This window comes from Streptomyces sp. NPDC021224 (assembly GCF_044332905.1).
In the GTDB taxonomy this organism is placed as follows: Bacteria; Actinomycetota; Actinomycetes; order Streptomycetales; family Streptomycetaceae; genus Actinacidiphila.
This window is the reverse complement of record NZ_JBIRPW010000008.1, coordinates 375,162-394,279: the sequence shown is the minus strand read 5'-3', so window position 1 is coordinate 394,279 and position 19,118 is coordinate 375,162. Positions and strand designations below refer to the sequence as shown.

Sequence of the window (19,118 nt, the reverse complement as noted above, 5' to 3'; positions counted from 1 at the left end):
GGGGCTGCGACAGTGGAAACCCTGATCGGACTGCTCGTCGCGGCGCCGCTGCTCGGCGCGGGCGTGCTGCTGACCGGAGGCCGGCGGCTGGACCGCACCGGCCACCTGCTCGGCACGCTGCTCGCCCTGCTGTCCTTCGTCCTCGGTGCGGTCCTGTTCGTCAACATGCTGGGCAAGAGCGCGGACGACCGCGCCCTGCACTCGCACCTGTTCACCTGGGTGCCGGTCGACGGCTTCCAGGCCGACGTCGGCTTCCAGCTGGACCAGCTGTCGATGACGTTCGTGCTGCTGATCACCGGCGTGGGCACGCTCATCCACGTCTACTCGATCGGCTACATGGCGCACGACGAGCGCCGCCGCCGCTTCTTCGGCTACCTCAACCTCTTCCTCGCGGCCATGCTGCTGCTGGTCCTCGCCGACAACTACTTCCTGCTGTACGCCGGCTGGGAGGGCGTGGGCCTCGCCTCGTACCTGCTGATCGGCTTCTGGCAGCACAAGCCGAGCGCGGCGACCGCGGCGAAGAAGGCCTTCATCGTCAACCGGGTCGGCGACATCGGCCTGTCGGTCGCGATCATGCTGATGTTCACCACCTTCGGCTCGTTCGCCTTCACCGAGGTGCTGCCGAAGGCGCAGCAGGCGTCGGCCACGCAGCACGCCACGATCACCGGTATCGGCTTCATGCTGCTGCTCGCCGCGTGCGGCAAGTCGGCGCAGGTGCCGCTGCAGTCCTGGCTGGGCGACGCGATGGAGGGCCCGACCCCGGTCTCGGCCCTCATCCACGCCGCGACCATGGTGACCGCGGGCGTCTACCTCATCACCCGCTCCGGCGCGATCTTCAACGCCGCGCCCGACGCGCAGACCGCGGTGGTCACCGTCGGCGCGGTCACGCTGCTGTTCGGTGCGATCGTCGGTTGCGCGAAGGACGACATCAAGAAGGCGCTCGCCGGATCGACGATGTCGCAGATCGGCTACATGATCATGGCCGCGGGCCTCGGCCCGATCGGCTACGTCTTCGCGATCATGCACCTGGTCACGCACGGCTTCTTCAAGGCCGGCCTGTTCCTCGGCGCGGGCTCGGTCATGCACGGCATGAACGACGAGGTCGACATGCGCCGCTACGGCGGCCTGCGGAAGTACATGCCGGTCACCTTCGTGACCTTCGGCCTCGGCTACCTCGCGATCATCGGCTTCCCGGGCCTGTCCGGCTTCTTCTCCAAGGACAAGATCATCGAGGCCGCGTACGCCAAGGGCGGCACCGAGGGCTGGATCCTCGGCAGCGCGGCCCTGCTGGGCGCGGCGATCACCGCGTTCTACATGACCCGCGTGATGCTCATGACCTTCTTCGGCGAGAAGCGCTGGCAGCCGGACGCGGAGGGCCACGAGCCGCACCCGCACGAGTCGCCGTCCTCGATGACCATCCCCATGATCATCCTGGCCTTCGGGTCGGTCTTCGCCGGTGCGCTCTTCAGCCTCAACTCCCGTTTCGTGCACTGGCTGGAGCCGGTCACCGGCCACAGCGAGGGCGACTCGCCGCTCAGCGCGGGCACCGTCACCGCGTGCACCATGGTCTGCCTGGTCGTCGGCGTCGGCATCGCCTGGCTGATGTACGGGCGCCGGTCCGTCCCCGCCGTCGCGCCGCGCGGCTCGCTGCTGACCCGGGCCGCCCGCAGGGACCTGCTCCAGGACGACTTCAACCATGTCGTGCTGGTCCGCGGCGGCGAGCACCTGACCCGCTCGCTCGTCTACCTCGACCACTCGCTGGTCGACGGCGTCGTCAACGGCACCGCCGCCTCCGTCGGCGGCCTGTCGGGACGGCTGCGCAAGCTGCAGAACGGCTACGTGCGCTCGTACGCCGTCTCGATGCTCGGCGGCACCGCGGTGCTGGTGGCCGCGACTCTTCTGATGAGGGCGGTCTGACGATGTCCTTCCCACTCCTGACCGTGACCGCCGTGGTCCCCGCGGCCGGTGCCGTGGTCACCGCGGCGGTGCCGGCGGCGCGGAAGACCGCCGCCAAGTACACGGCGCTGCTCTTCGCGCTCGCGACGCTCGTGCTCGCGGCGATCGTCCTGGTCCGCTTCGACCCGGACGGCGCCCGCTACCAGCTGACCGAGTCGCACGCCTGGATCAAGGACTTCGGGCTCCGCTACGACCTCGGCGTCGACGGCATCGGGGCGGTGATGGTCGCGCTCACCGCGCTGCTCATCCCGTTCGTGATGCTGGCCGGCTGGCACGACGCCGACCCGATGGAGGAGACCAGCCGGCGCTGGCGGCCCACCCAGGGCTTCTTCGCGCTGATCCTGCTGGTCGAGGCCATGGTGGTGCTGTCCTTCGAGGCCACCGACGTCTTCCTCTTCTACATCTTCTTCGAAGCCATGCTCATCCCGATGTACTTCCTCATCGGCGGCTTCGGTGACCGGGCGCACGCGTCCGGCGAGGAGGAGGCGGCCCGCCAGCGGTCGTACGCGGCCGTGAAGTTCCTGCTCTACAACCTCGCCGGCGGCCTCATCATGCTGGCCGCGGTGATCGGCCTCTACACCGTCACCGCGCACCAGCTCGGCACCGGCACCTTCTCCCTCCCGGAGATCCTCCAGGCCCGCGCCGACGGCAAGCTCGACATCGCGACCTCCACCGAACGCTGGCTCTTCCTGGGCTTCTTCTTCGCCTTCGCGGTGAAGGCCCCGCTGTGGCCGCTGCACACCTGGCTGCCCAACGCGATGGGCGAGTCCACCGCGCCGGTCGCCGTCCTCATCACCGCGGTCGTCGACAAGGTCGGCACCTTCGCGATGCTGCGCTTCTGCCTCCAGCTCTTCCCGGAGGCGTCCAAGTGGGCCACCCCGGTCATCCTGGTGCTCGCGCTCATCAGCATCGTCTACGGCGCCCTGCTCGCCGTCGGCCAGCGCGACATCAAGCGGCTGATCGCGTACGCGTCCGTGTCGCACTTCGGCTTCATCATCCTGGGCATCTTCGCGATGACCAGCCAGGGCCAGTCCGGCGCGACGCTCTACATGGTCAACCACGGCATCTCCACCGCCGCGCTGATGCTCGTCGCGGGCTTCCTCATCACCCGGCGCGGCTCGCGCATGATCGCCGACTTCGGCGGGGTGCAGAAGGTCGCCCCGGTGCTCGCCGGCACCTTCCTGATCGGCGGACTCGCCACCTTGTCGCTGCCCGGACTCGCGCCCTTCGTCAGCGAGTTCCTGGTGCTGGTCGGCACGTTCAGCCGCTACCCGGTGATCGGTATCGTCGCGACCCTCGGCATCGTCCTCGCCGCGTTGTACGTGCTGGTGCTCTACCAGCGCACGATGACCGGCCCGGTCAAGGCCGGCATCGAGGGCATGTCCGACCTCAAGGCACGTGAACTGGTGGTCGTCGCGCCGCTGATCGCGCTGCTGCTCTTCCTCGGCGTCTACCCGAAGCCGGTCACCGACATCGTCAACCCGTCGGTGCACCACACGCTCTCCGACGTGCACAAGACCGACCCCAAGCCCGCGCTGGAGGCGAAGAAGTGAGCGCACGAGCCACGGGCCCCGCTGTCCACAGCCTGTGGACAGCGGCGGCATCCACCGACAAGTTCCCCTCGCCACACATCGAGTACGCCCAGCTCGCACCGGTCCTGATCGTCTTCGGGGTCGCGGCGCTCGGCGTCCTGGTCGAGGCCTTCCTGCCGCGCCGCTCCCGCTACACCGCGCAGGTCGGCCTGGCCGCGGTGGGCCTCGCCGCCTCCTTCGCGGCGGTCGTGGCACTGGCCGAGAAGGGCTACGGCACGACCAAGGCCCACATCGCGGCGATGGGCGCGGTCGCGGTCGACGGCCCCGCGCTCTTCCTCCAGGGCACGATCCTGCTGGTCGGCCTGGTCGCCGTCTTCACCTTCGCCGAGCGCCGCCTCGACCCCAGGGCGCACGGCAACCGCGTCGACTCCTTCGCCGCACAGGGTTCCGCCGTCCCCGGCAGCGACCAGGAGAAGGCCGCCGTCCGGGCCGGGTTCACCAGCACCGAGGTCTTCCCGCTGCTGATGTTCGCCGTCGGCGGCATGCTCGTCTTCCCCGCCGCGAACGACCTGCTGACGCTCTTCGTCGCGCTGGAGGTCTTCTCGCTGCCGCTGTACATCCTGTGCGCGCTGGCCCGCCGCAACCGCCTGATGTCGCAGGAAGCCGCCGTCAAGTACTTCCTGCTGGGCGCCTTCTCGTCGGCCTTCCTGCTCTTCGGCATCGCGCTGCTCTACGGCTACTCCGGCACCGTCACCTACGGCGGCATCTCGTCGGTCGTCGACGGCACCGCCACCATGACGCCCGCGCTCGCGAACACCACCGGCAACGACGCGCTGCTGCTCATCGGCCTCGCGATGGTCGCCATGGGCCTGCTCTTCAAGGTCGGCGCGGTGCCCTTCCACATGTGGACCCCGGACGTCTACCAGGGCGCCCCGACCCCGGTGACCGGCTTCATGGCCTCCGCCACCAAGGTCGCCGCCTTTGGCGCGCTGCTCCGGCTGCTCTACGTCGTCCTGCCCGGCATGCGCTGGGACTGGCGCCCGGTCATGTGGGGCGTCGCGATCGTCACCATGCTGGCCGGCGCGATCATCGCCGTGACCCAGACCGACGTGAAGCGCCTGCTGGCCTACTCGTCGATCGCCCACGCGGGCTTCATCCTCGCGGGTGTCATCGCGACCACCCCGTCCGGCATCTCCTCGGTCCTCTTCTACCTCGCCGCCTACTCCTTCGTGACCCTCGGCGCCTTCGCCGTCGTCACCCTGGTCCGCGACGCGGGCGGCGAGGCCACCCACCTCTCCCGCTGGGCCGGCCTCGGCCGCCGCTCGCCGCTCGTCGCGGCGGTCTTCGCGGTCTTCCTGCTGGCCTTCGCCGGCATCCCGCTGACGTCCGGCTTCGCGGGGAAGTTCGCGGTCTTCAAGGCCGCGTCGGAGGGCGGCGCGATGCCGCTGGTCATCGTCGGCGTCATCTCGTCGGCGGTCGCCGCGTTCTTCTACATCCGGGTGATCGTCCTGATGTTCTTCAGCGAGCCGAAGCCGGACGGCCCCACGGTGGCCGTCCCCTCGCCCCTGACGTCCACGGCGATCGCGCTCGGCGTCGCGGTCACCCTGGTGCTCGGCCTCGCGCCGCAGTACTTCCTCGACCTGGCGGACAAGGCGGGCGTGTTCGTGCGGTAGCCCTGCGGGCTGCGGAGTTCTGACGGGGCGCGGATCCTTCGGGGACCGCGCCCCGTCGGCGTTCGGGGGGTCAGGCGGGGTGTCGGGGGCCTCGGTGATGCGCTCGCGCCAGAAGGCGAGATCCTGCGGGGCGGGCGTGGAGGCGGTCGGGGCCCAGAACGCGCGTGATGCCGTCGAGCAGGCCGAGGGAGGAGCCCGCCTGGCCGAAGGCGTCCGGCTCAAAGGCCCCCGGTCACCGCGTCCGGGAGGCGGCCCGCTCTCCGAAAGCGGTGCGGCTCCGCCCCTGCTGACATGGGAACGGGGGCGCCGTCCCGCGCCCGGCGGCTACCCGGGACGGCCGGGACTGTCGCGGAGTCCGGCGAGAAAGTGCTCGGCGGCGTCCTGGACCCTGGCCCGGTCACCGGTGGCCAGGAGGTCGAGGAGCAGGCCGCGGATCGTCGCGATGACGAGGGTGGCCTCGCGGGCGGCCGCCGCCGGGTCCGTGTGCGGCCCCTGCATCTGCACCAGGGATCCCAGCCAGTCGGCGACGACGTGCTCCAGGAAGTCGGGGAAGCGTTCGGGGTCCTGGAGCGCACGGCCGTAGGCGGCGAAGAACAGGCGGAACTCGGCCTCCCGCTCCGGGGCGGACGTCCGCTCCCAGACCGTCCGCGCGGCCGAGGCCGCCCCCCGCTCCTTGTCGCCGGCGGTGTCGGTGGCCTCGAAGGTGCGTTCCCGCAGGCGTTCCAGGACGGCCTGGAGCATCTGGTCCTTCGAGCCGAAGTGGTGCACCAGCGTGGTGGGCGAGACGTCCAGGGCGGCGGCGACGGGCCGCCACGAGATGTCATTGAAGCCGTGCTCGACCGTGAAGTCCACGACGCGGTCGAGCAGCGCGGCACGCCGCTCGTGGTCCACGGGCCGCCCCGTCATCGCCGCCTCCTGAGGGTCGTCGAGGGTCTCGGTTGACTTCCTAGAACGACCGTACAAAGAATGGGGGGAGTCGGCAAGCGGCGCTCCCGGCCGGGAGGTCGCCGTTGTGCCCGAGGGGAGTCATGTCATGGCGCGCGTTGTCCTGTTCGACGAGACCGGCGGTCCGGAGGTTCTGCGCCTCGTCGACGAACCGGTCGCGGACCCGGGGCCCGGCGAGGTACGGATCAGGATCGAGGCGGCCGCGGTCAACCGGCTGGACGAGATGACGCGTTCCGGTACCTCCCCGGTCCCGGTACGGCTCCCGCGTGCCCGGCTGGGCTGCGAGGGGACGGGCGTCGTCGACGCTGTGGGCGCGGGAGTCGAGGGGCTCGCGGTCGGCGATGCCGTCCTGATCACCGCGGTGCCCGAGATGACGTCCCGCGGCACCTACGCCGACAGCACGGTGCTGCCGGCCGCCCGGGTCGTCCGGCGCCCCGCGGGTCTCGACCCGGTGCGGGCCGCCGCGCTGTGGGTCGCCTACTCCACCGCCTACGGGGCGCTCGTGGAGAAGGCCGGGACGCGGCCGGGCGACACCGTCCTGATCACCGCCGCCTCCGGCACCGTCGGCCTCGCCGCGATCCAGATCGCGCGCCGGATCGGCGCCGTGCCCGTCGCTGTGACCCGGCACGCGGCGAAGGAGGACGCCCTGCTCGCCGCGGGAGCCTCCGCCGTCGTCGCCACGGACCGGGAGGACGTCGTCGAGGCCACAACCCGGCTCACGGACGGCCGGGGAGCCGATGTCGTCCTCGACTCCGTCATGGGCCCCGGCCTCGCCGATCTGGCCCGCGCCGCCAGGCGTTTCACCGGCACCCTCGTTACCGTCGGCTGGCTCGACCCGCGCCCGGCGCCTTACCCCGCGCATCCCGTCACCACCCACCGTTACATGAGCTTCGAGCACACCCTCGACCCCGCGGCCGTAGGCCGTATCGCGGCCTTCCTCTTCGCGGGCCTGCGCACCGGCGAACTGGACCCGGCCGTCGACCGGGTGTTCGCGCTGGAGGACATCGCCGAGGCCCACCGCTACCTCGCGGGCGGGCAGCAGGCGCACGGCAAGATCGTCGTGTCCTGCGCCCCGCTGTCGGACTGAGACCCCGGTGCCTCCGGAATGCGGACTGCCCGACGAACCGGGTCGGCCGGGGTGCGCTCCGGGACCGTCGCCTCGCGCCCTGGTGTGCGGGGCGTGGAGTGCGGCTTCCGGCGGTCCGCGGACGCGGTGGCCTCGGCGGTCGATCCGCGTGCCGGACCCGTCGTCCGGCGTGGACCTACGGGCGGCGGGTCCGGGCGGAGAGGCGGGCGTGGGCCTTCGTCAGTGCGGGGACGAGGACGTACGCGGCCACGGGCACGACGATGCCGGTCAGGATCAGCGTGCGCAGCAGCAGCGGCAGCGTCGCGATCCGCGGCCCGAGCACGCCCAGGACGAGGGTGATCACGGGGTAGACGGCGAGCCCGGCGGGGGAGGGTTTTCGACGGTCACGTCACCCGTCTTCAGCGCGGCGACGGAGCCCGCGCCCTCCACACGGATCGTGACGTTGCCGACGATGGCGATTCCGTCGCCGGACGCGACGGCGGAGCCGCGGTATTCCGCCAGCGCCGCGGCCACCGCCTCCTTGAGGGCCTGGGCGAAGGCGGGATCGTGGCCGACCGCGCCCTCCAGGGCTGCTTCCAGGGTCCGACTCGCCTGCGGGGAGGGCTGCGCGGCACCCGCGGCCGCCTCCTCCTCGACGGCGGTCAACGCGCCCTCGCCGCTGAGGTGTTCGGCCACGATCCGGTGCACCCGCTCCAGGCCCGCGTCCAGGGCGGCGTCCAGCTCCGCCTCGCGCCGGTCCCTCCTCCGAGGCAAGCTCCTGCGCGCCGACCACGCGTGCAGCAACGCCACCACCACATCGGTTCCGGCCACCCCGGCCCCCCAACACCTGCAACATGCGGACGAGGTGAACCGTAGCGCCGTACGGCCGCCCGCCGCGCCCGAAACGTCCGGCTCGGGTCCTGCGGGCTACCGCGTCCGGTAGGCAGCCCACTCCCCGAAGGTGAACGCGCCGCCCGCGCGGCGGACTTCCACCGCCCCCGCCCCGGCGAAGTGCGCGGGGATGAGCAACGCGCGCTCGTCGGCAGCCCGTTCGAGGACGCGGCGGCGAGAGATCGCGGCCTGGGCGGGATCCAGGCAGAGGCAACTGCTGCACGCCGGGGCGAGGACCTGGACGGGGGAGTGCAGCAAGTCGCCCGCGAAAACCGCGCGTTCGCCCGAGGAGTCGATGTGGAGGACGGCCGAACCGGGGGTGTGGCCGGGGGCGGACTCCAGGGTGAGGTGGGCGTCGATGCGGTGGGTGCCGTGCCACACCTCGGCCTGTCCGGCCCGGTGGAGCGGGGCGATGCTGTCCTGGTAGAGGAGTTGGTCGTCGCGCCGCCGCCCGCCCCCGTAGCCGTTCGACGGGCCGAAGTGGAAGTCGTCGGCGGCGGGCAGCAGATAGCGGGCATGGGGGAAGGCGGGGGTCCACGCGCCCGCGGGGCCGGTGGTGTTGCCGCCGACGTGGTCGGCGTGCAGGTGGGTGTTGACGACGAGGTCGACGTCCTCGGGGCGGATGCCCGCCAGCCGGGTCAGCCGGTCGAGGAGGTCGCTGTGGCGGCGGTGGAACATCGGCGAGCCCGGCCGCTCGCGGTCGTCCCCCGTCCCCGGGTCCACCACGATCGTCGCGCCGCCGCTGCGCAGGACCCACGTCTGGAGGGCGACCACGGCCTGGTCGCCGTCGGGCCGCCAGTGATCCGGGGCGAGTTGGTCCTCGTACTCCTCCCACAGCCGCGCCGGGGCGTCCGGGACCAGCGTGCGGGCGGGCGCGTACGGCCCCTGCCACTCCACGAGCCGGATGATCTCGACGTCCCCCAGCTGGAGGCGCTGCGCGTTCTCGGTGTCCATGCGAGCGAGCCTAGAAAGCGCGAGGTGAGGTGCTCAATGCCTATCCGGCTCATGCGGATACGCGTACGGCTCACGCTTGCCGTGCCTCGGTACGCTGGCGCGATGGATGTCGTGAGCGACGCGATCGCCGCCGTACGCCTCGGGCGTACGTCCTCGACCCGCGTGGAGGCAGGCGGGAGGTGGGCCACCCGGTTCGCCCCGTACGGCGGCGCGGGCTTCCACATCGTGCTCAAGGGGGCCTGCCGGCTCGTGCCCGAGGGCGGCGGGCCCCCGCAGCTGCTCGGCACGGGTGACGTGGTGCTGCTGCCGCACGGTGCGGGGCACGTGCTCGCCCATGCTGGCGGCGAGGCCGTCGCGCCGGAAGAGGCCGTGCCCTTCGAGCGATGGCGGGAGACGGGCCACCAGGGCGCCCCGGGCACCGGGGAGGTGCAGATGCTGTGCGGGAAGTACCGGCTCGACCGCAGCCGGATGCACCCGCTCATGGCCGAGCTGCCGCAGGTCGTGCACCTCCGGCACGAGGTCGGCGGCCATCCCGCGCTCAGGGCCGCCATCGACCTGCTCGGAAGGGAGTTGGGGGAGCGCCTCCCCGGGGCGTGCGTCGCCGTCCCCAGCCTGCTCGACCTGCTGCTCGTGTACATGATCCGCGCGTGGCTGGCCGAGGACACGCAGGGCGTCTGGCCCGCCGTGCTCGGCGACCCGGTGGCCGCCGCCGCGCTCCGCGCCCTGCACTCGGACCCGGCCGCCGGGTGGACCAACGACCGCCTCGCCGCCGAGATCGGGGTCTCCCGCGCCACCCTGGCGCGCCGGTTCACCGGTCTGGTGGGCCGCCCCCCGATGGCCTACCTCACCTGGTGGCGCCTCACCCTCGCCGCCACCCTCCTCCGCGACACCGCCGACCCGCTCGCCGCGGTCGCGCGCCGGGTCGGCTACGGCACGCCGTACGCCCTCTCGCACGCGTTCAGCCGCGAGTTCGGTACGACGCCGGGGCGCTTCCGGGCGGCACTTCCGGTGCCGCCGCCCGACCCGGACCCCGACCCCGACCCCGTCCCCGACGCCGGGTGACGTGCTGACGGGGCGGCGTCCTTCCCGGTGTTCGTCCCCGGGTCACGATTCGGGTCCGCGGCCGCGCGTGGCCGGCGGGGGTGGGATGCTGCCGCACATGTCCGACGAACCGCCCGCCGCGCGTGCCCTGGCCGCCGACGCGACCCCGCCCGTCCCGCGCGCGGGGCGGTGGCGGCCGGTCGCCCTGGGCGCGGTGGCGGGACTGGTGCTCGGCGGCGGTGGTGTGGGCGCGGCCTGGGCCCTGTCCACCGCGGGGTCCTCGCCGCCCGCGCCCACGCCGTTCACCCTGCTGGGGACGCTCTCCCTCTCCCACGCCGTGGACCTCGACGAGGAGGCGGCTTCGTGCGCGGGCTCCGGCGGCTACGACGACATCGTGCAGGGCGCCGCGGTGACGGTGTACGACGCCACGGGCACGGTGGTCGCCACGGGCTCGCTGGGCGAGGGGCTGCGAGGGCAGGCCGGTTACAGCAGCGCGGCGTGCGAGTTCCCGGTGACGGTGCTGGGCGTCCCGGCGGGCCGCACGTTCTACGCGGTGGAGATCGCCCACCGGGGCAGGATCGCGGTCACGGAAGCGGACGCCGAGGCCGGGAGGTTCACGGCGACGCTGGGCTGAGGGAAGCCCGCCCGGTTGTCGTGCCCGGCCGCCTCAGCCCGCCCCGCGCGGGGCGAGGGCGCCGGGGCCGAACGACGCGGTGAGTGCGCGCGCGATGAGGTCGGGCAGGGAGCTTCGCCCGTCGTCCTCGGTCCAGCGGGTCAGCGCGGTGTGCATCGCGGCCAGGCAGGCGCTGGTCGCGGCGCGGGCCCGGAAGGCGGCGTCGGGGTCGGTGCCGTCGGCGTGGACGCCGGTGTCGCCCAGGGCGTCGACGATCGCCTGCTGGAGCGCGTACTGGCTGTCCAGGTGCCGGGCCCGCAGGGCGGGGGTCGCGACCATGAGCCGCAGGCAGTCCAGGAGGAACCGTTCGTCCGCGCCGGGGCCGTTCCCCTCGGTGAGGGCGGCGGCCGCGGCGACGAGCGCGCCGCCGACCCGGCGTACCAGCGGCTGGTCGGCGGGGGAGGCGGCGACGCGTTCGGCGATCAGCCGGGCGGGCTGGTCGATGAGGACGAGGTCCTCCTTGGTGGGGAAGTGCCGGTAGACGGTCATGGCCGAGATCCCCGCGGCCTCGGCGACGTCCGCCACCGTCACGGCGTCGTAGCCGCGGTCGGTGAACAGCCGTACCGCGTGCGCCTGGATGAGGCCGCGTGTCTCAAGTCGCCGTCTTTCCCGCAGAGTTGGGTGCCGCTCGCTCATGTGGTAGACACTACCATCATGTTAGTGACTCACATGTGGACGGGGTGGCGACGTGGGTGAACTGATGGGCAGAACGGCTCTGGTGACAGGCGCGTCGCGCGGCATCGGGCAGGCGGTCGCGACCCGGCTGGCCGCTGAAGGGGCCGTGGTCGCCGTGCACTACGGCGCCGACGTGGGAGGGGCGGCGGCGACGGTCGAGGCGATCGAGCGCGACGGCGGGACCGGCTTCGCCGTCCAGTCCGAACTGGGCCTGGACGGCGACGTGGAGAGGCTTTTCGACGGTGTCGAGGCGGGGCTCGACGGGCGCCCGCTGGACATCCTCGTCAACAACGCGGCCGCCGCGCCCGCGGGCCCGCTCGGCGCGACGACCCGCACGCAGTTCGACCGCCTCTTCGCGGTCAACGTCCGGGCGCCGTACTTCATCGTCGAGCGCGCGCTGCCGCTGATGCGCGACGGCGGCCGGATCGTCACGCTCTCGTCGGTCGCGACCCGGATGGCCAACCCGACGCAGACGTCCTTCGCCATGACGAAGGGCGCCGTCGAGACGATGAGCAGGACGCTCGCCGCCCAACTCGGACCCCGGGGCATCACGGTGAACGCGGTCGCGCCCGGAGCCACCCGCACCGCGACGAACGGCGTCGTCTTCGACGCGGTGCCGGGCCTGGCCGAGACCATCGCGGACATGACGGCGCTCGGCCGCCTGGGCGGCCCCGACGACGTGGCCGACGTCGTCGCGTTCCTCGTCTCCGACGCCGCCCGCTGGGTGACCGGCCAGGTGATCGACGCCAGCGGCGGCCTCTTCCTGGGCCCCCGCGTCTGACCGGCCCCGGCGGGTCCGACCCGCCGCCGAGCACGGCGCCCCGGAGGGGGAGGCGTCGCGGTCGGCGGCGGGCTACGGGCGGGGTGCCCGGGCGGAGAGGCGGGCGTGTGCCTTCGTCAGTGCGGGGACGAGGACGTACGCGGCGACGGGCACGACGATGCCGGTCAGGATCAGCGTGCGCAGCAGCAGCGGCAGCGTCGCGATCCGCGGCCCGAGCACGCCCAGGACGAGGGTGATCACGGGGTAGACGGCGAGCCAGGTGATGACCGCGCGCCGGTGCGCGGAGGGCGCGGGCGAGGCGGCCGGGGCGGTGGCGGTGGCGGTCGCAGGGGTGTTCACGGCGGCGTTCGCGGACATGGCGGTCTCTCCTCGCGGTCGTGATCGGAGCCCATCTCCAACCGGACGGTTGGAAGTGTGGCACACCTGTGCCCAGATCTCCAACTACTTGGTTGGAGATCTGGGCTAGACTCGCCGTATGGCCTGGGACACCGCACGCACCAAGCAGCTGCTGCTCGACGCCGCCGTGACCGAGTTCGCCGAGCACGGCCCCGAGGGCGCGCGGGTCGCGCGGATCGCCGAGCGCGCGGGCGTCAACAAGGAGCGCATCTACCCCTACTTCGGCGACAAGCAGAAGCTCTTCGAGGCCGTGCTCGCCGCGGAGCTGGAGAAGATCGCCGCGGCCGTCCCGCTGACCCCCGACCACGCGGCCGACCTCGGCGACTACGCGGGCCGCGTGTACGACTACCACCGCGCCCACCCGCACTTCGTCCGCCTCCTGGCGTGGGAGGGCCTCCAGGGCGGCCCGCACGTCCCCGCCGAGCCCGCCCGCGCCGCGCACTACGCGCAGAAGGTCGCCTCGGTGGCCTCGGCCCGGCAGTCCGGCGCCCTGGCCCCCGACCTCACCGCGGGCCAGCTCATGCACGCGGTGATCGCCCTGACGGCGTCCTGGTTCACCCTCCCCCAGCTCGCCCGCATGCTGCTGCCCGAGGTCACCGCCGCGGGCCCGGCCGCCGAACGCGACGCCCTCGTGGCCCTCGTCCGCCGCCTGACGGCCCGCTGAGGAGGCGATCCGCGATGGGGGCGATCCTCAAGGGCGTGCACCGTGTGCGCTGGCACGAGCTGACCCACGCCTACGGCACCGCGGAGGAGGTCCCGGGCCCGCCGTCCGCGCGGCGGCGCGGGAGCTGCTGACCACGATCGGCGCCCACACCTGCGGAACGTGCGCCTGACCCGCGCCGACCCGAACACTGCTGCTACCCGCCGAGCACCGCGCTCAGGGCGCGTTCCAGGTCGGCGAGGGTGCGGTAGTGCAGGCCCGTCATGCCGAGCGCGGCGGCCGCCGTCACGTTCTCCTCGCGGTCGTCGACGAAGAGGCAGCGGTGGGGCGGGACCCCGGCGCGGGTGGCGGCGATCTCGTAGATCTCCCGGGCGGGTTTGGCCACGCCGACGCGGGCGCTGCTCACGACGTGGTGGGGGAGGTCGGACAGGCCCAGGGCGTCGAGGTCGGCTTCGAGATCGAGATCCGCGTTGGTGACGAGGACCAGCGGCATGTGCGGGCGCAGACGGCGCAGCAGGGCGACCACCGCCGGGTCGGCGCGGAACGGGGAGTGGGCCATCGCGGCGGCCAACTCCGTTGCCTGCGCGGGCGATACCCGATCGGCGAGGCCCGCGGCGATGGTGGCGGCCCACTCCCGCCTGGTGATCCGGCCCAGCAGCAGCGGGCCGTCCACCTCGGGGGCGAAGGCGACCGCGGCGGTGGTGCCCGCGGGCAGGCCCGCGGCGCGTTCCAGGGCGGCGAGCGCGGACGTGTCGAAGAAGCGGATCACGTTGTCGAGGTCGCACAGGACCGCGTCGAACGGCCAGGCCGGGGCTGCTCCGTGGGACGTCACGGAGCATGCTTAGCACGGCTCAGGAGCCGTCGCCCCGGGTGAGGTGGTAGCCGCGGGGGTCGGCGATGCCGTGCACGTCCTGCGCGGTGAGGGCGTCGGGGCCGTCGGCCCGGAGCTGGAGGTGGCGTTCCTCGTGCACCGGGCGCAGCCCGAACGCGGACTCCAGTTCCAGGTCGAGCCGGGAGTCGGCGGGGGCGGACCACCAGCGGCCGGTGAGCTTGCCCTCCAGGCCCGCCCGGCGGTGCGTGCCGGTGAGGTGGCCGCTCTGCTCCGCGTCCGGGGAGCCGTCGGCGGTCAGTTCGACCTCCAGCACCTCGCCGTCCTGCGCGTCGCTCGCGATCGTCCAGCGGCCCGGCCCGACGGCCACGCCGCCCGGCGCCGGATCCGCCTGCGGGGGCTGCCGGTCCAGCAGGCGGTAGACCGCGGCCGCGGCCTCGGAGGCGTCACCGCCCTGCGGCACCGAATCGGCCCCGTCCGGGACGTCGGTGCCGTCGAGGGGCCACACCAGGCACGGCTTGTCGAAGTCGGCCGCGTGCGTGCGCTGTTGGCTTACGTGTGCGTCCTGCGCCGCGGCCTTCGACCAGACGACGAGGAGCACGTCGCACGCCCCGAGGTCCTGGAGCACCGGTTCGGCCGGCAACTCGTCCGACAGGTCGCGGGCTTCGTCCACTGCGGTGCGGGCGCCCCCGGCACGCAGCAGGGCGTCGAGCGCACCGGCGGGCTCGGCGTCCGCGGGCGCGTACGCGAGGAAGACGCCGGGGGGCTTGGGGGTGCTGGTCTCTTCGGGCATGGGCGTCTCAGGCCTCCGCGTCGTACGAGTCCGACTCGCTGCTGTGGTACCAGGGGGCTGCCGGGTTGTAGGACGCGAGGTAGTAGTCCGCCGCGCAGCTGTAGGTCTCCGGGAAGAGCTGGTGCGCCCGCTTCTTCAGGATCGCCATGGCCGCGAGTTCGTTCTTCAGCCCGTCCTTGTCCTGCTGGTTGGCAGGCTTGGCCTGCTCGTCGTCCACCAGCTTCTGGGCCGCCTGGAGGTTGTCCTTCAGGAACTGCGGCCATTGTGCCGGATCGCTGCTGTACGTGTAGTTCGGCGTCACCCGGTAGTGGACCAGCTTGGGCCACTTGGCGTGCGGCTTGCTCAGCGGCGCCGCCGGATCCAGGACATGGGTGACGGCCGGGTGCGACGTCTCGTACGGCTTGAGGGCCTTCGCGCTCGACTCTGCGCCCTGCACGGTCTGGCCGGGCGCGGCCCAGCCGACCTTCCCGTCCCCGAGGGCTGTCGGCGGATTGGCCGCGATCCACTGCTCGTAGGCCGCGACGAGCCCGTTGGTGCCGCTCTGCATCGAGGCGCGGATGGGGCGCTCCACCTTGTGGAAGTGCTCCTGGGTGTTGGACTTCGCCGAGCCCATGAAGATGTTCCAGGCCGTGTCGTTGGCGCCCGCGACGAAGTCGCCGTTGATCGCGTGCATCGCCGTGGCGACGTTCTGCTGGCCCCTGGCACGGACCAGGTTGACGTCCGCGAGCTTCATCGTCGTGATGTCCGCGGGCTCGCCCGGCGACGAGCCGCCACCGGTGTTGCTGAGCATCTTCTCCAGGTAGAGGGAATTGCCGAGGGTGCCGCCGCCCGGGTAGACGTAGCCCGACCCGGCGAGGGTGTCCGTCGTGAGGCCGCCGAGGGTGGCCGGGCTGGGCGTCATGTTCGTGAACGGCTCGAACACGGCGGCGCGTTGCAGCATGCCGCCGCCCGCGCCAGGACGTGCGGCGGCGTGCTCCCCCTCCTCGGCGTGCTGCCCGCCGTGGTCGGCGTGGCCTTCGTGCCGGGGGTGCCCGCCGTCGCCGCCGGGGGCCGGACGCCGCATCACCCGGACCGCGTTGGCCTCCGCCGCGCGCTCGAAGCGGTCGGAGGGATCGGAGACCTTGAGCCCCGCGCCGTTGTCGGTGCCCGCGACCGGGCCCTGCCGCTGCTGGAGCACATGCGTCAACTCGTGCGCGAGCGTGCGCCGGTCGGCGCCGCCCTTGCCGATCACCACATGGCTGCCCGAGGTGTACGCCCGGGCGCCGACCTCGGCGGCCGAGGCCGCCGCGGCACTGTCGTCGTGGATGCGGACGTCCGAGAAGTCCGCCCCCATCCTGCCCTCCATGTCCGAGCGGAGACCCGCGTCCAGCGGGCGACCGGGCCTGCGCAGCACGTCCCGCACGCCGGAGCGCTGCACCGTGCCGCCGCCGCTGCTCTGCCCGCCCGCCGCGGCCCGCCGCAGCATCTGGACGACGGCCCGGTTGCCGCTCCCCGCCTGCATCGCCTTCAGCCCGGTCAGGGCCGCGCCGACGCTGCCGCGCGCGGCCCGCGCCTCCGTCCGGGCGGCACGTTCGGCAACCTGGGACCTGTCGTCGTCTCGGGCGTGCACAAGGGGCCCCTTTCCCCGGATGGAACAGCAACACCTCTTTCTTTACGCACCCGTTGTCCGCGCCGCCAGGGACCGGAGGGCAGAACCGGGGGCACGCGCGGGCACCGCGACGTGCGGCGCACGGGAGGTACGGTGCCCCGGCGGAGGGCAGGGCGGGCCGCCGCGTGCGGCCCTTGCCGCGAACCCCGGCCCTGGGCTGGGGACTTCTGGCACAGTGGGCGTATGGGGGAGTACCCGGCCCGGAGCCACGGTGAGCACGACCGCCACCCGTACGCCCACCCGGCCCCCACCCAGGGCCCCGCCCCCACGGCGCCGCCGGAGCGCCCCGCCAGCGAGCCGGCCGGAGAAGCCCGCACCCTCCCCGCCGCGCACGAGCTGCCCGCCCGGCCGGACCCCGCACCGCCTCCCCGGCCGCCGGAACCGCCCGCGGACGCCACCGCGCCCCCTCCGGGACCGCCCCCGGCCCCCGGGACACCGCAGGCTTCGGGCCGGTACGCCCCCGGGCCCGTGCCGCCCGCGAGGCCCGCTCTCGCGGGGTGGCCCGCGCCCGTCGCGGCCGGGTCCTCGACGGGGGTGGAGGACGGTCGTGCGGGCTCAACGGCCGTCTACGACACCGAGCTTGACGACCCCGACGCCCCCCTGCGCGCCGCCTGGGTCGCGGTGTGCTCGGCCGCCGACGGGGTGGCCGTGGGCGCCGGAGTGGTCGTGGCCGAGGGGGTCGTCCTCACCTGCGCGCACGTCGTCAACGCCGCCCTCGGCCGGGACCGGCTGGCCGCCGCGGAACCCGCGGACGCCGACCTCGCGGGCGTCGCGCTCGTCCTGCCCTCGGCCGGGCCGGGCCGCCACCGGCCCACGCTCGTCCGGTGGGACGCGCCGCGCGCGGCGGCCCGCACGGGGGTGTGGGACGGCGACCTCGCGCTGCTGCGGCTCCCCGCGGACGCCCCCGCCGCCGCCCCGGTACGGCTCGGCGAGGCGCCCTTCGGCGGCAAGGCGTGGGCCTGGTACGCGAGCGGTGACGGGCGCACCGCCGTCGACGTGCACGTGCAGAAGGCCCTCGGCCCCTGGCTGCTGCTCGACCCGGGCAGCGCCCAGCTCGCCGTCCGGCGCGGCTACAGCGGCGGACCCCTGTGGGATTCCGCGGCGGGCGCGCTCGTCGGCGTCATGGTGAGCGTCGAGAACGAGTTCCGCCGCTACTACGCGATCGGGCCCGGCGCCGTGCGCGCGCTGCTGGCCGGTGCGGGTCTTGGACCGGCGGCCCCGCGTACCCCGCACGACGCGTGGCTGCACACCCGGCTGACCGGGGCCCTGGGCGCCCTGTCGCCCGAACGCCACACCCGCGGCGCGGAGTTGCTGGGGTGGGCGCTGCGCCTGCCCGGCGGGCCGCCGCGCACCGCGCACGCCGCCGCCGATGCCGCACTGGCCCACCCGCGCGGGCTGCCTGCCCTGCGGGACGCGTTCGCCGATCCGGCCGCGCCCGAAGCGGGGCCGTTGGAGCGGGTGTTGGCGGACGCGGTGGCGAGCGGCACTCCCGTGCGGCTGCTCGGCCCCGACGACCACACCCGGCTCGGCGCGCTGCTCGCCGCCGTACCGCTGCCGGACGTCCTCGCCGCGGCGCGCGCGGCCGTACCGTATCTGCCGCTGTACGCCGACCGGTTGCCGGACACGGCCGCGCTGCTGGACCAGTTGGAGGACCGCGCCGCCGACCCCGGGGTGATGCCGCCGCTGCTCCAGGTGGTGGAGGAGACGGCGGCGCTGCGGGCCGACCTGCGGGCGGAGCTGCACGAGTGGAGCAGCCGGGTCGCCGCCCGGCTGCGGGTGCGGCCGGGGGCGCTGGAGCAGGTCAGGGCCGACGCGCGGGCCCGCGCCCGGACGCGCGGCCGCGCGCTGCCGGTGCTGCGGGTGTGGCTGTGGGAGCGCGGCCGGGACGCCTTCAGCTACGTCATCCGTCTCTACGGCGGCGACGACCGGCTGCTGAACACCTGGTCCGCGCAGGACACCCCGCGCCGCCACACCGACATGTGCGCCGAACTCGCCGACGCGGTACGGACCCTGGCCGACCAGGGCCAGAACGCGGGCGTGGAGTTCCTGCTGGAGCACGGCTCCTTCGGGGTGCCCTTCGACCGCTGGCCCATCCCCGTGCCGGAGGTGGGCCCGCGCATGCTCGGCCTGGACCACGTGGTGGTGCTGCGCGGTCAGCGGCGGCCCACGCGCGGCCCGTGGGAACGCCGCTGGGGCAGCCTCGGTTCGGCCGCGAGCGTCGTCGGCGACGCGGACGACGCCGACGAACTGCTGGGCGAGGACCTCGACGCCGCCCTCGTCCTCGCCGCCTGCGCACCCGCCCACATCGACCAGGTCGTGCGGCTGTGCCGGCACCACGGTGTGCCGGTCGTGCTGTGGCACCGGCAGGGCGACGGCGACGCGGGCCCGCTGCTCGAACTCGTCGGCCACGACTGGCGGCGCTCCCTGCGCGAGGAGGTGCGGCGCCGCCGCGTCAAGGCCCGCAACGACGACCGCAAACTCGGCGCCCACCTCGCCCTGCTCTGGGAGGACCCCCGCTGGGACCCCCGCGGGGCGGGCCTGACCGAACCCGTCCCGCTCAACTAAGCACCCGCACAGCCCCGTTCCGACCCGACGACGCCCCGA

General features: G+C 73.9%; 18 protein-coding genes. 9 read left to right on the top strand and 9 right to left on the bottom strand.

Annotated features, from left to right (window positions below; translation table 11 throughout):
* Nucleotides 1-12 precede the first annotated feature (12 nt).
* Genes nuoL through nuoN form a run of 3 tightly spaced genes read left to right on the top strand, consistent with a single transcriptional unit; the run spans nt 13 to nt 5,161 of the window.
* A complete protein-coding gene (gene nuoL, locus ACH4PY_RS22835) occupies nt 13-1,917 on the top strand; it encodes an NADH-quinone oxidoreductase subunit L (RefSeq protein WP_398185731.1) in 1,905 nt (634 codons plus the stop codon).
* A 2-nt stretch (nt 1,918-1,919) separates the two neighbouring features.
* Nucleotides 1,920-3,509: an NADH-quinone oxidoreductase subunit M gene (locus tag ACH4PY_RS22830; protein WP_398185728.1), complete on the top strand. Its 1,590-nt coding sequence runs from the start codon at nt 1,920-1,922 to the stop codon at nt 3,507-3,509.
* Nucleotides 3,506-5,161 (top strand): NADH-quinone oxidoreductase subunit NuoN, encoded by a 1,656-nt coding sequence (gene nuoN / locus ACH4PY_RS22825; RefSeq protein ID WP_398185726.1) that lies wholly within the window; start codon nt 3,506-3,508, stop codon nt 5,159-5,161. Before ACH4PY_RS22830 ends, nuoN begins: the two co-directional genes overlap by 4 nt.
* 324 nt (nt 5,162-5,485) lie before the next feature.
* Here nuoN and ACH4PY_RS22820 read toward each other — a convergent pair whose 3' ends face one another.
* On the bottom strand, nt 5,486-6,067 hold the full coding sequence (locus ACH4PY_RS22820; protein WP_398185723.1) for a TetR/AcrR family transcriptional regulator: 582 nt from the start codon (nt 6,065-6,067) through the stop codon (nt 5,486-5,488).
* Nucleotides 6,068-6,194: 127 nt separating this feature from the next.
* Between ACH4PY_RS22820 and ACH4PY_RS22815 the strand changes: the two genes are divergently transcribed.
* Nucleotides 6,195-7,193, top strand: a complete 999-nt coding sequence (locus tag ACH4PY_RS22815; RefSeq protein ID WP_398185720.1) for a zinc-dependent alcohol dehydrogenase family protein — start codon at nt 6,195-6,197, stop codon at nt 7,191-7,193.
* Between the two features lie 175 nt (nt 7,194-7,368).
* On the opposite strand, the gene ACH4PY_RS22810 is transcribed toward ACH4PY_RS22815, so the two are convergent.
* The 3 genes from ACH4PY_RS22810 to ACH4PY_RS22800 all read right to left on the bottom strand — a co-directional run bounded on the left by ACH4PY_RS22810 (nt 7,369) and on the right by ACH4PY_RS22800 (nt 9,017).
* Nucleotides 7,369-7,536, bottom strand: a complete 168-nt coding sequence (locus ACH4PY_RS22810; RefSeq protein ID WP_398185717.1) for a hypothetical protein — start codon at nt 7,534-7,536, stop codon at nt 7,369-7,371.
* On the bottom strand, nt 7,533-8,003 hold the full coding sequence (locus ACH4PY_RS22805) for a hypothetical protein (protein WP_398185714.1): 471 nt from the start codon (nt 8,001-8,003) through the stop codon (nt 7,533-7,535). The genes ACH4PY_RS22810 and ACH4PY_RS22805 overlap by 4 nt, the downstream gene beginning before the upstream one ends.
* Before the next feature lie 96 nt (nt 8,004-8,099).
* Nucleotides 8,100-9,017, bottom strand: coding sequence for an MBL fold metallo-hydrolase (locus ACH4PY_RS22800; protein ID WP_398185711.1), 918 nt, complete (start codon nt 9,015-9,017; stop codon nt 8,100-8,102).
* Between the two features lie 102 nt (nt 9,018-9,119).
* On the opposite strand from ACH4PY_RS22800, the gene ACH4PY_RS22795 reads away from it, so the two are divergent.
* Together ACH4PY_RS22795 and ACH4PY_RS22790 are read left to right on the top strand one after the other, a co-directional pair.
* The gene (locus ACH4PY_RS22795) at nt 9,120-10,079 is read left to right on the top strand and encodes an AraC family transcriptional regulator (RefSeq protein ID WP_398185708.1); all 960 of its coding nucleotides are present in this window, start codon (nt 9,120-9,122) and stop codon (nt 10,077-10,079) included.
* A 97-nt stretch (nt 10,080-10,176) separates the two neighbouring features.
* Entirely contained in the window at nt 10,177-10,692 is a 516-nt protein-coding gene (locus tag ACH4PY_RS22790; RefSeq protein WP_398185706.1) for a hypothetical protein, read from the top strand.
* A gap of 33 nt (nt 10,693-10,725) precedes the next feature.
* Here ACH4PY_RS22790 and ACH4PY_RS22785 read toward each other — a convergent pair whose 3' ends face one another.
* Nucleotides 10,726-11,367 (bottom strand): helix-turn-helix domain-containing protein, encoded by a 642-nt coding sequence (locus ACH4PY_RS22785; protein WP_398185703.1) that lies wholly within the window; start codon nt 11,365-11,367, stop codon nt 10,726-10,728.
* Between the two features lie 64 nt (nt 11,368-11,431).
* Here ACH4PY_RS22785 and ACH4PY_RS22780 point away from each other — a divergent pair, with 64 nt between their 5' ends.
* The gene (locus ACH4PY_RS22780) at nt 11,432-12,187 is read left to right on the top strand and encodes an SDR family oxidoreductase (RefSeq protein WP_398185700.1); all 756 of its coding nucleotides are present in this window, start codon (nt 11,432-11,434) and stop codon (nt 12,185-12,187) included.
* A 72-nt stretch (nt 12,188-12,259) separates the two neighbouring features.
* Here the strand turns inward: ACH4PY_RS22780 and ACH4PY_RS22775 are convergent, their stop codons facing one another.
* Nucleotides 12,260-12,544 carry a hypothetical protein gene (locus ACH4PY_RS22775; protein WP_398185697.1) on the bottom strand — a complete coding sequence of 95 codons (285 nt, stop codon included), beginning with the start codon at nt 12,542-12,544 and terminating at the stop codon, nt 12,260-12,262.
* 118 nt (nt 12,545-12,662) lie between these two features.
* Between ACH4PY_RS22775 and ACH4PY_RS22770 the strand changes: the two genes are divergently transcribed.
* Nucleotides 12,663-13,247, top strand: coding sequence for a TetR family transcriptional regulator (locus tag ACH4PY_RS22770; RefSeq protein ID WP_398185694.1), 585 nt, complete (start codon nt 12,663-12,665; stop codon nt 13,245-13,247).
* Nucleotides 13,248-13,440: 193 nt separating this feature from the next.
* Here the strand turns inward: ACH4PY_RS22770 and ACH4PY_RS22765 are convergent, their stop codons facing one another.
* From ACH4PY_RS22765 to ACH4PY_RS22755, 3 genes are read right to left on the bottom strand one after another with little or no spacing between them, the layout of a single operon-like run.
* Entirely contained in the window at nt 13,441-14,076 is a 636-nt protein-coding gene (locus tag ACH4PY_RS22765) for an HAD family hydrolase (RefSeq protein WP_398185691.1), read from the bottom strand.
* 19 nt (nt 14,077-14,095) lie between these two features.
* Complete coding sequence (locus ACH4PY_RS22760) at nt 14,096-14,866, bottom strand: hypothetical protein (RefSeq protein ID WP_398185688.1); 771 nt, start codon at nt 14,864-14,866, stop codon at nt 14,096-14,098.
* A gap of 7 nt (nt 14,867-14,873) precedes the next feature.
* On the bottom strand, nt 14,874-16,475 hold the full coding sequence (locus ACH4PY_RS22755) for a DUF4157 domain-containing protein (RefSeq protein ID WP_398185685.1): 1,602 nt from the start codon (nt 16,473-16,475) through the stop codon (nt 14,874-14,876).
* A gap of 222 nt (nt 16,476-16,697) precedes the next feature.
* Between ACH4PY_RS22755 and ACH4PY_RS22750 the strand changes: the two genes are divergently transcribed.
* Complete coding sequence (locus ACH4PY_RS22750) at nt 16,698-19,079, top strand: trypsin-like peptidase domain-containing protein (RefSeq protein ID WP_398185682.1); 2,382 nt, start codon at nt 16,698-16,700, stop codon at nt 19,077-19,079.
* The last annotated feature ends 39 nt before the right edge of the window (nt 19,080-19,118 follow it).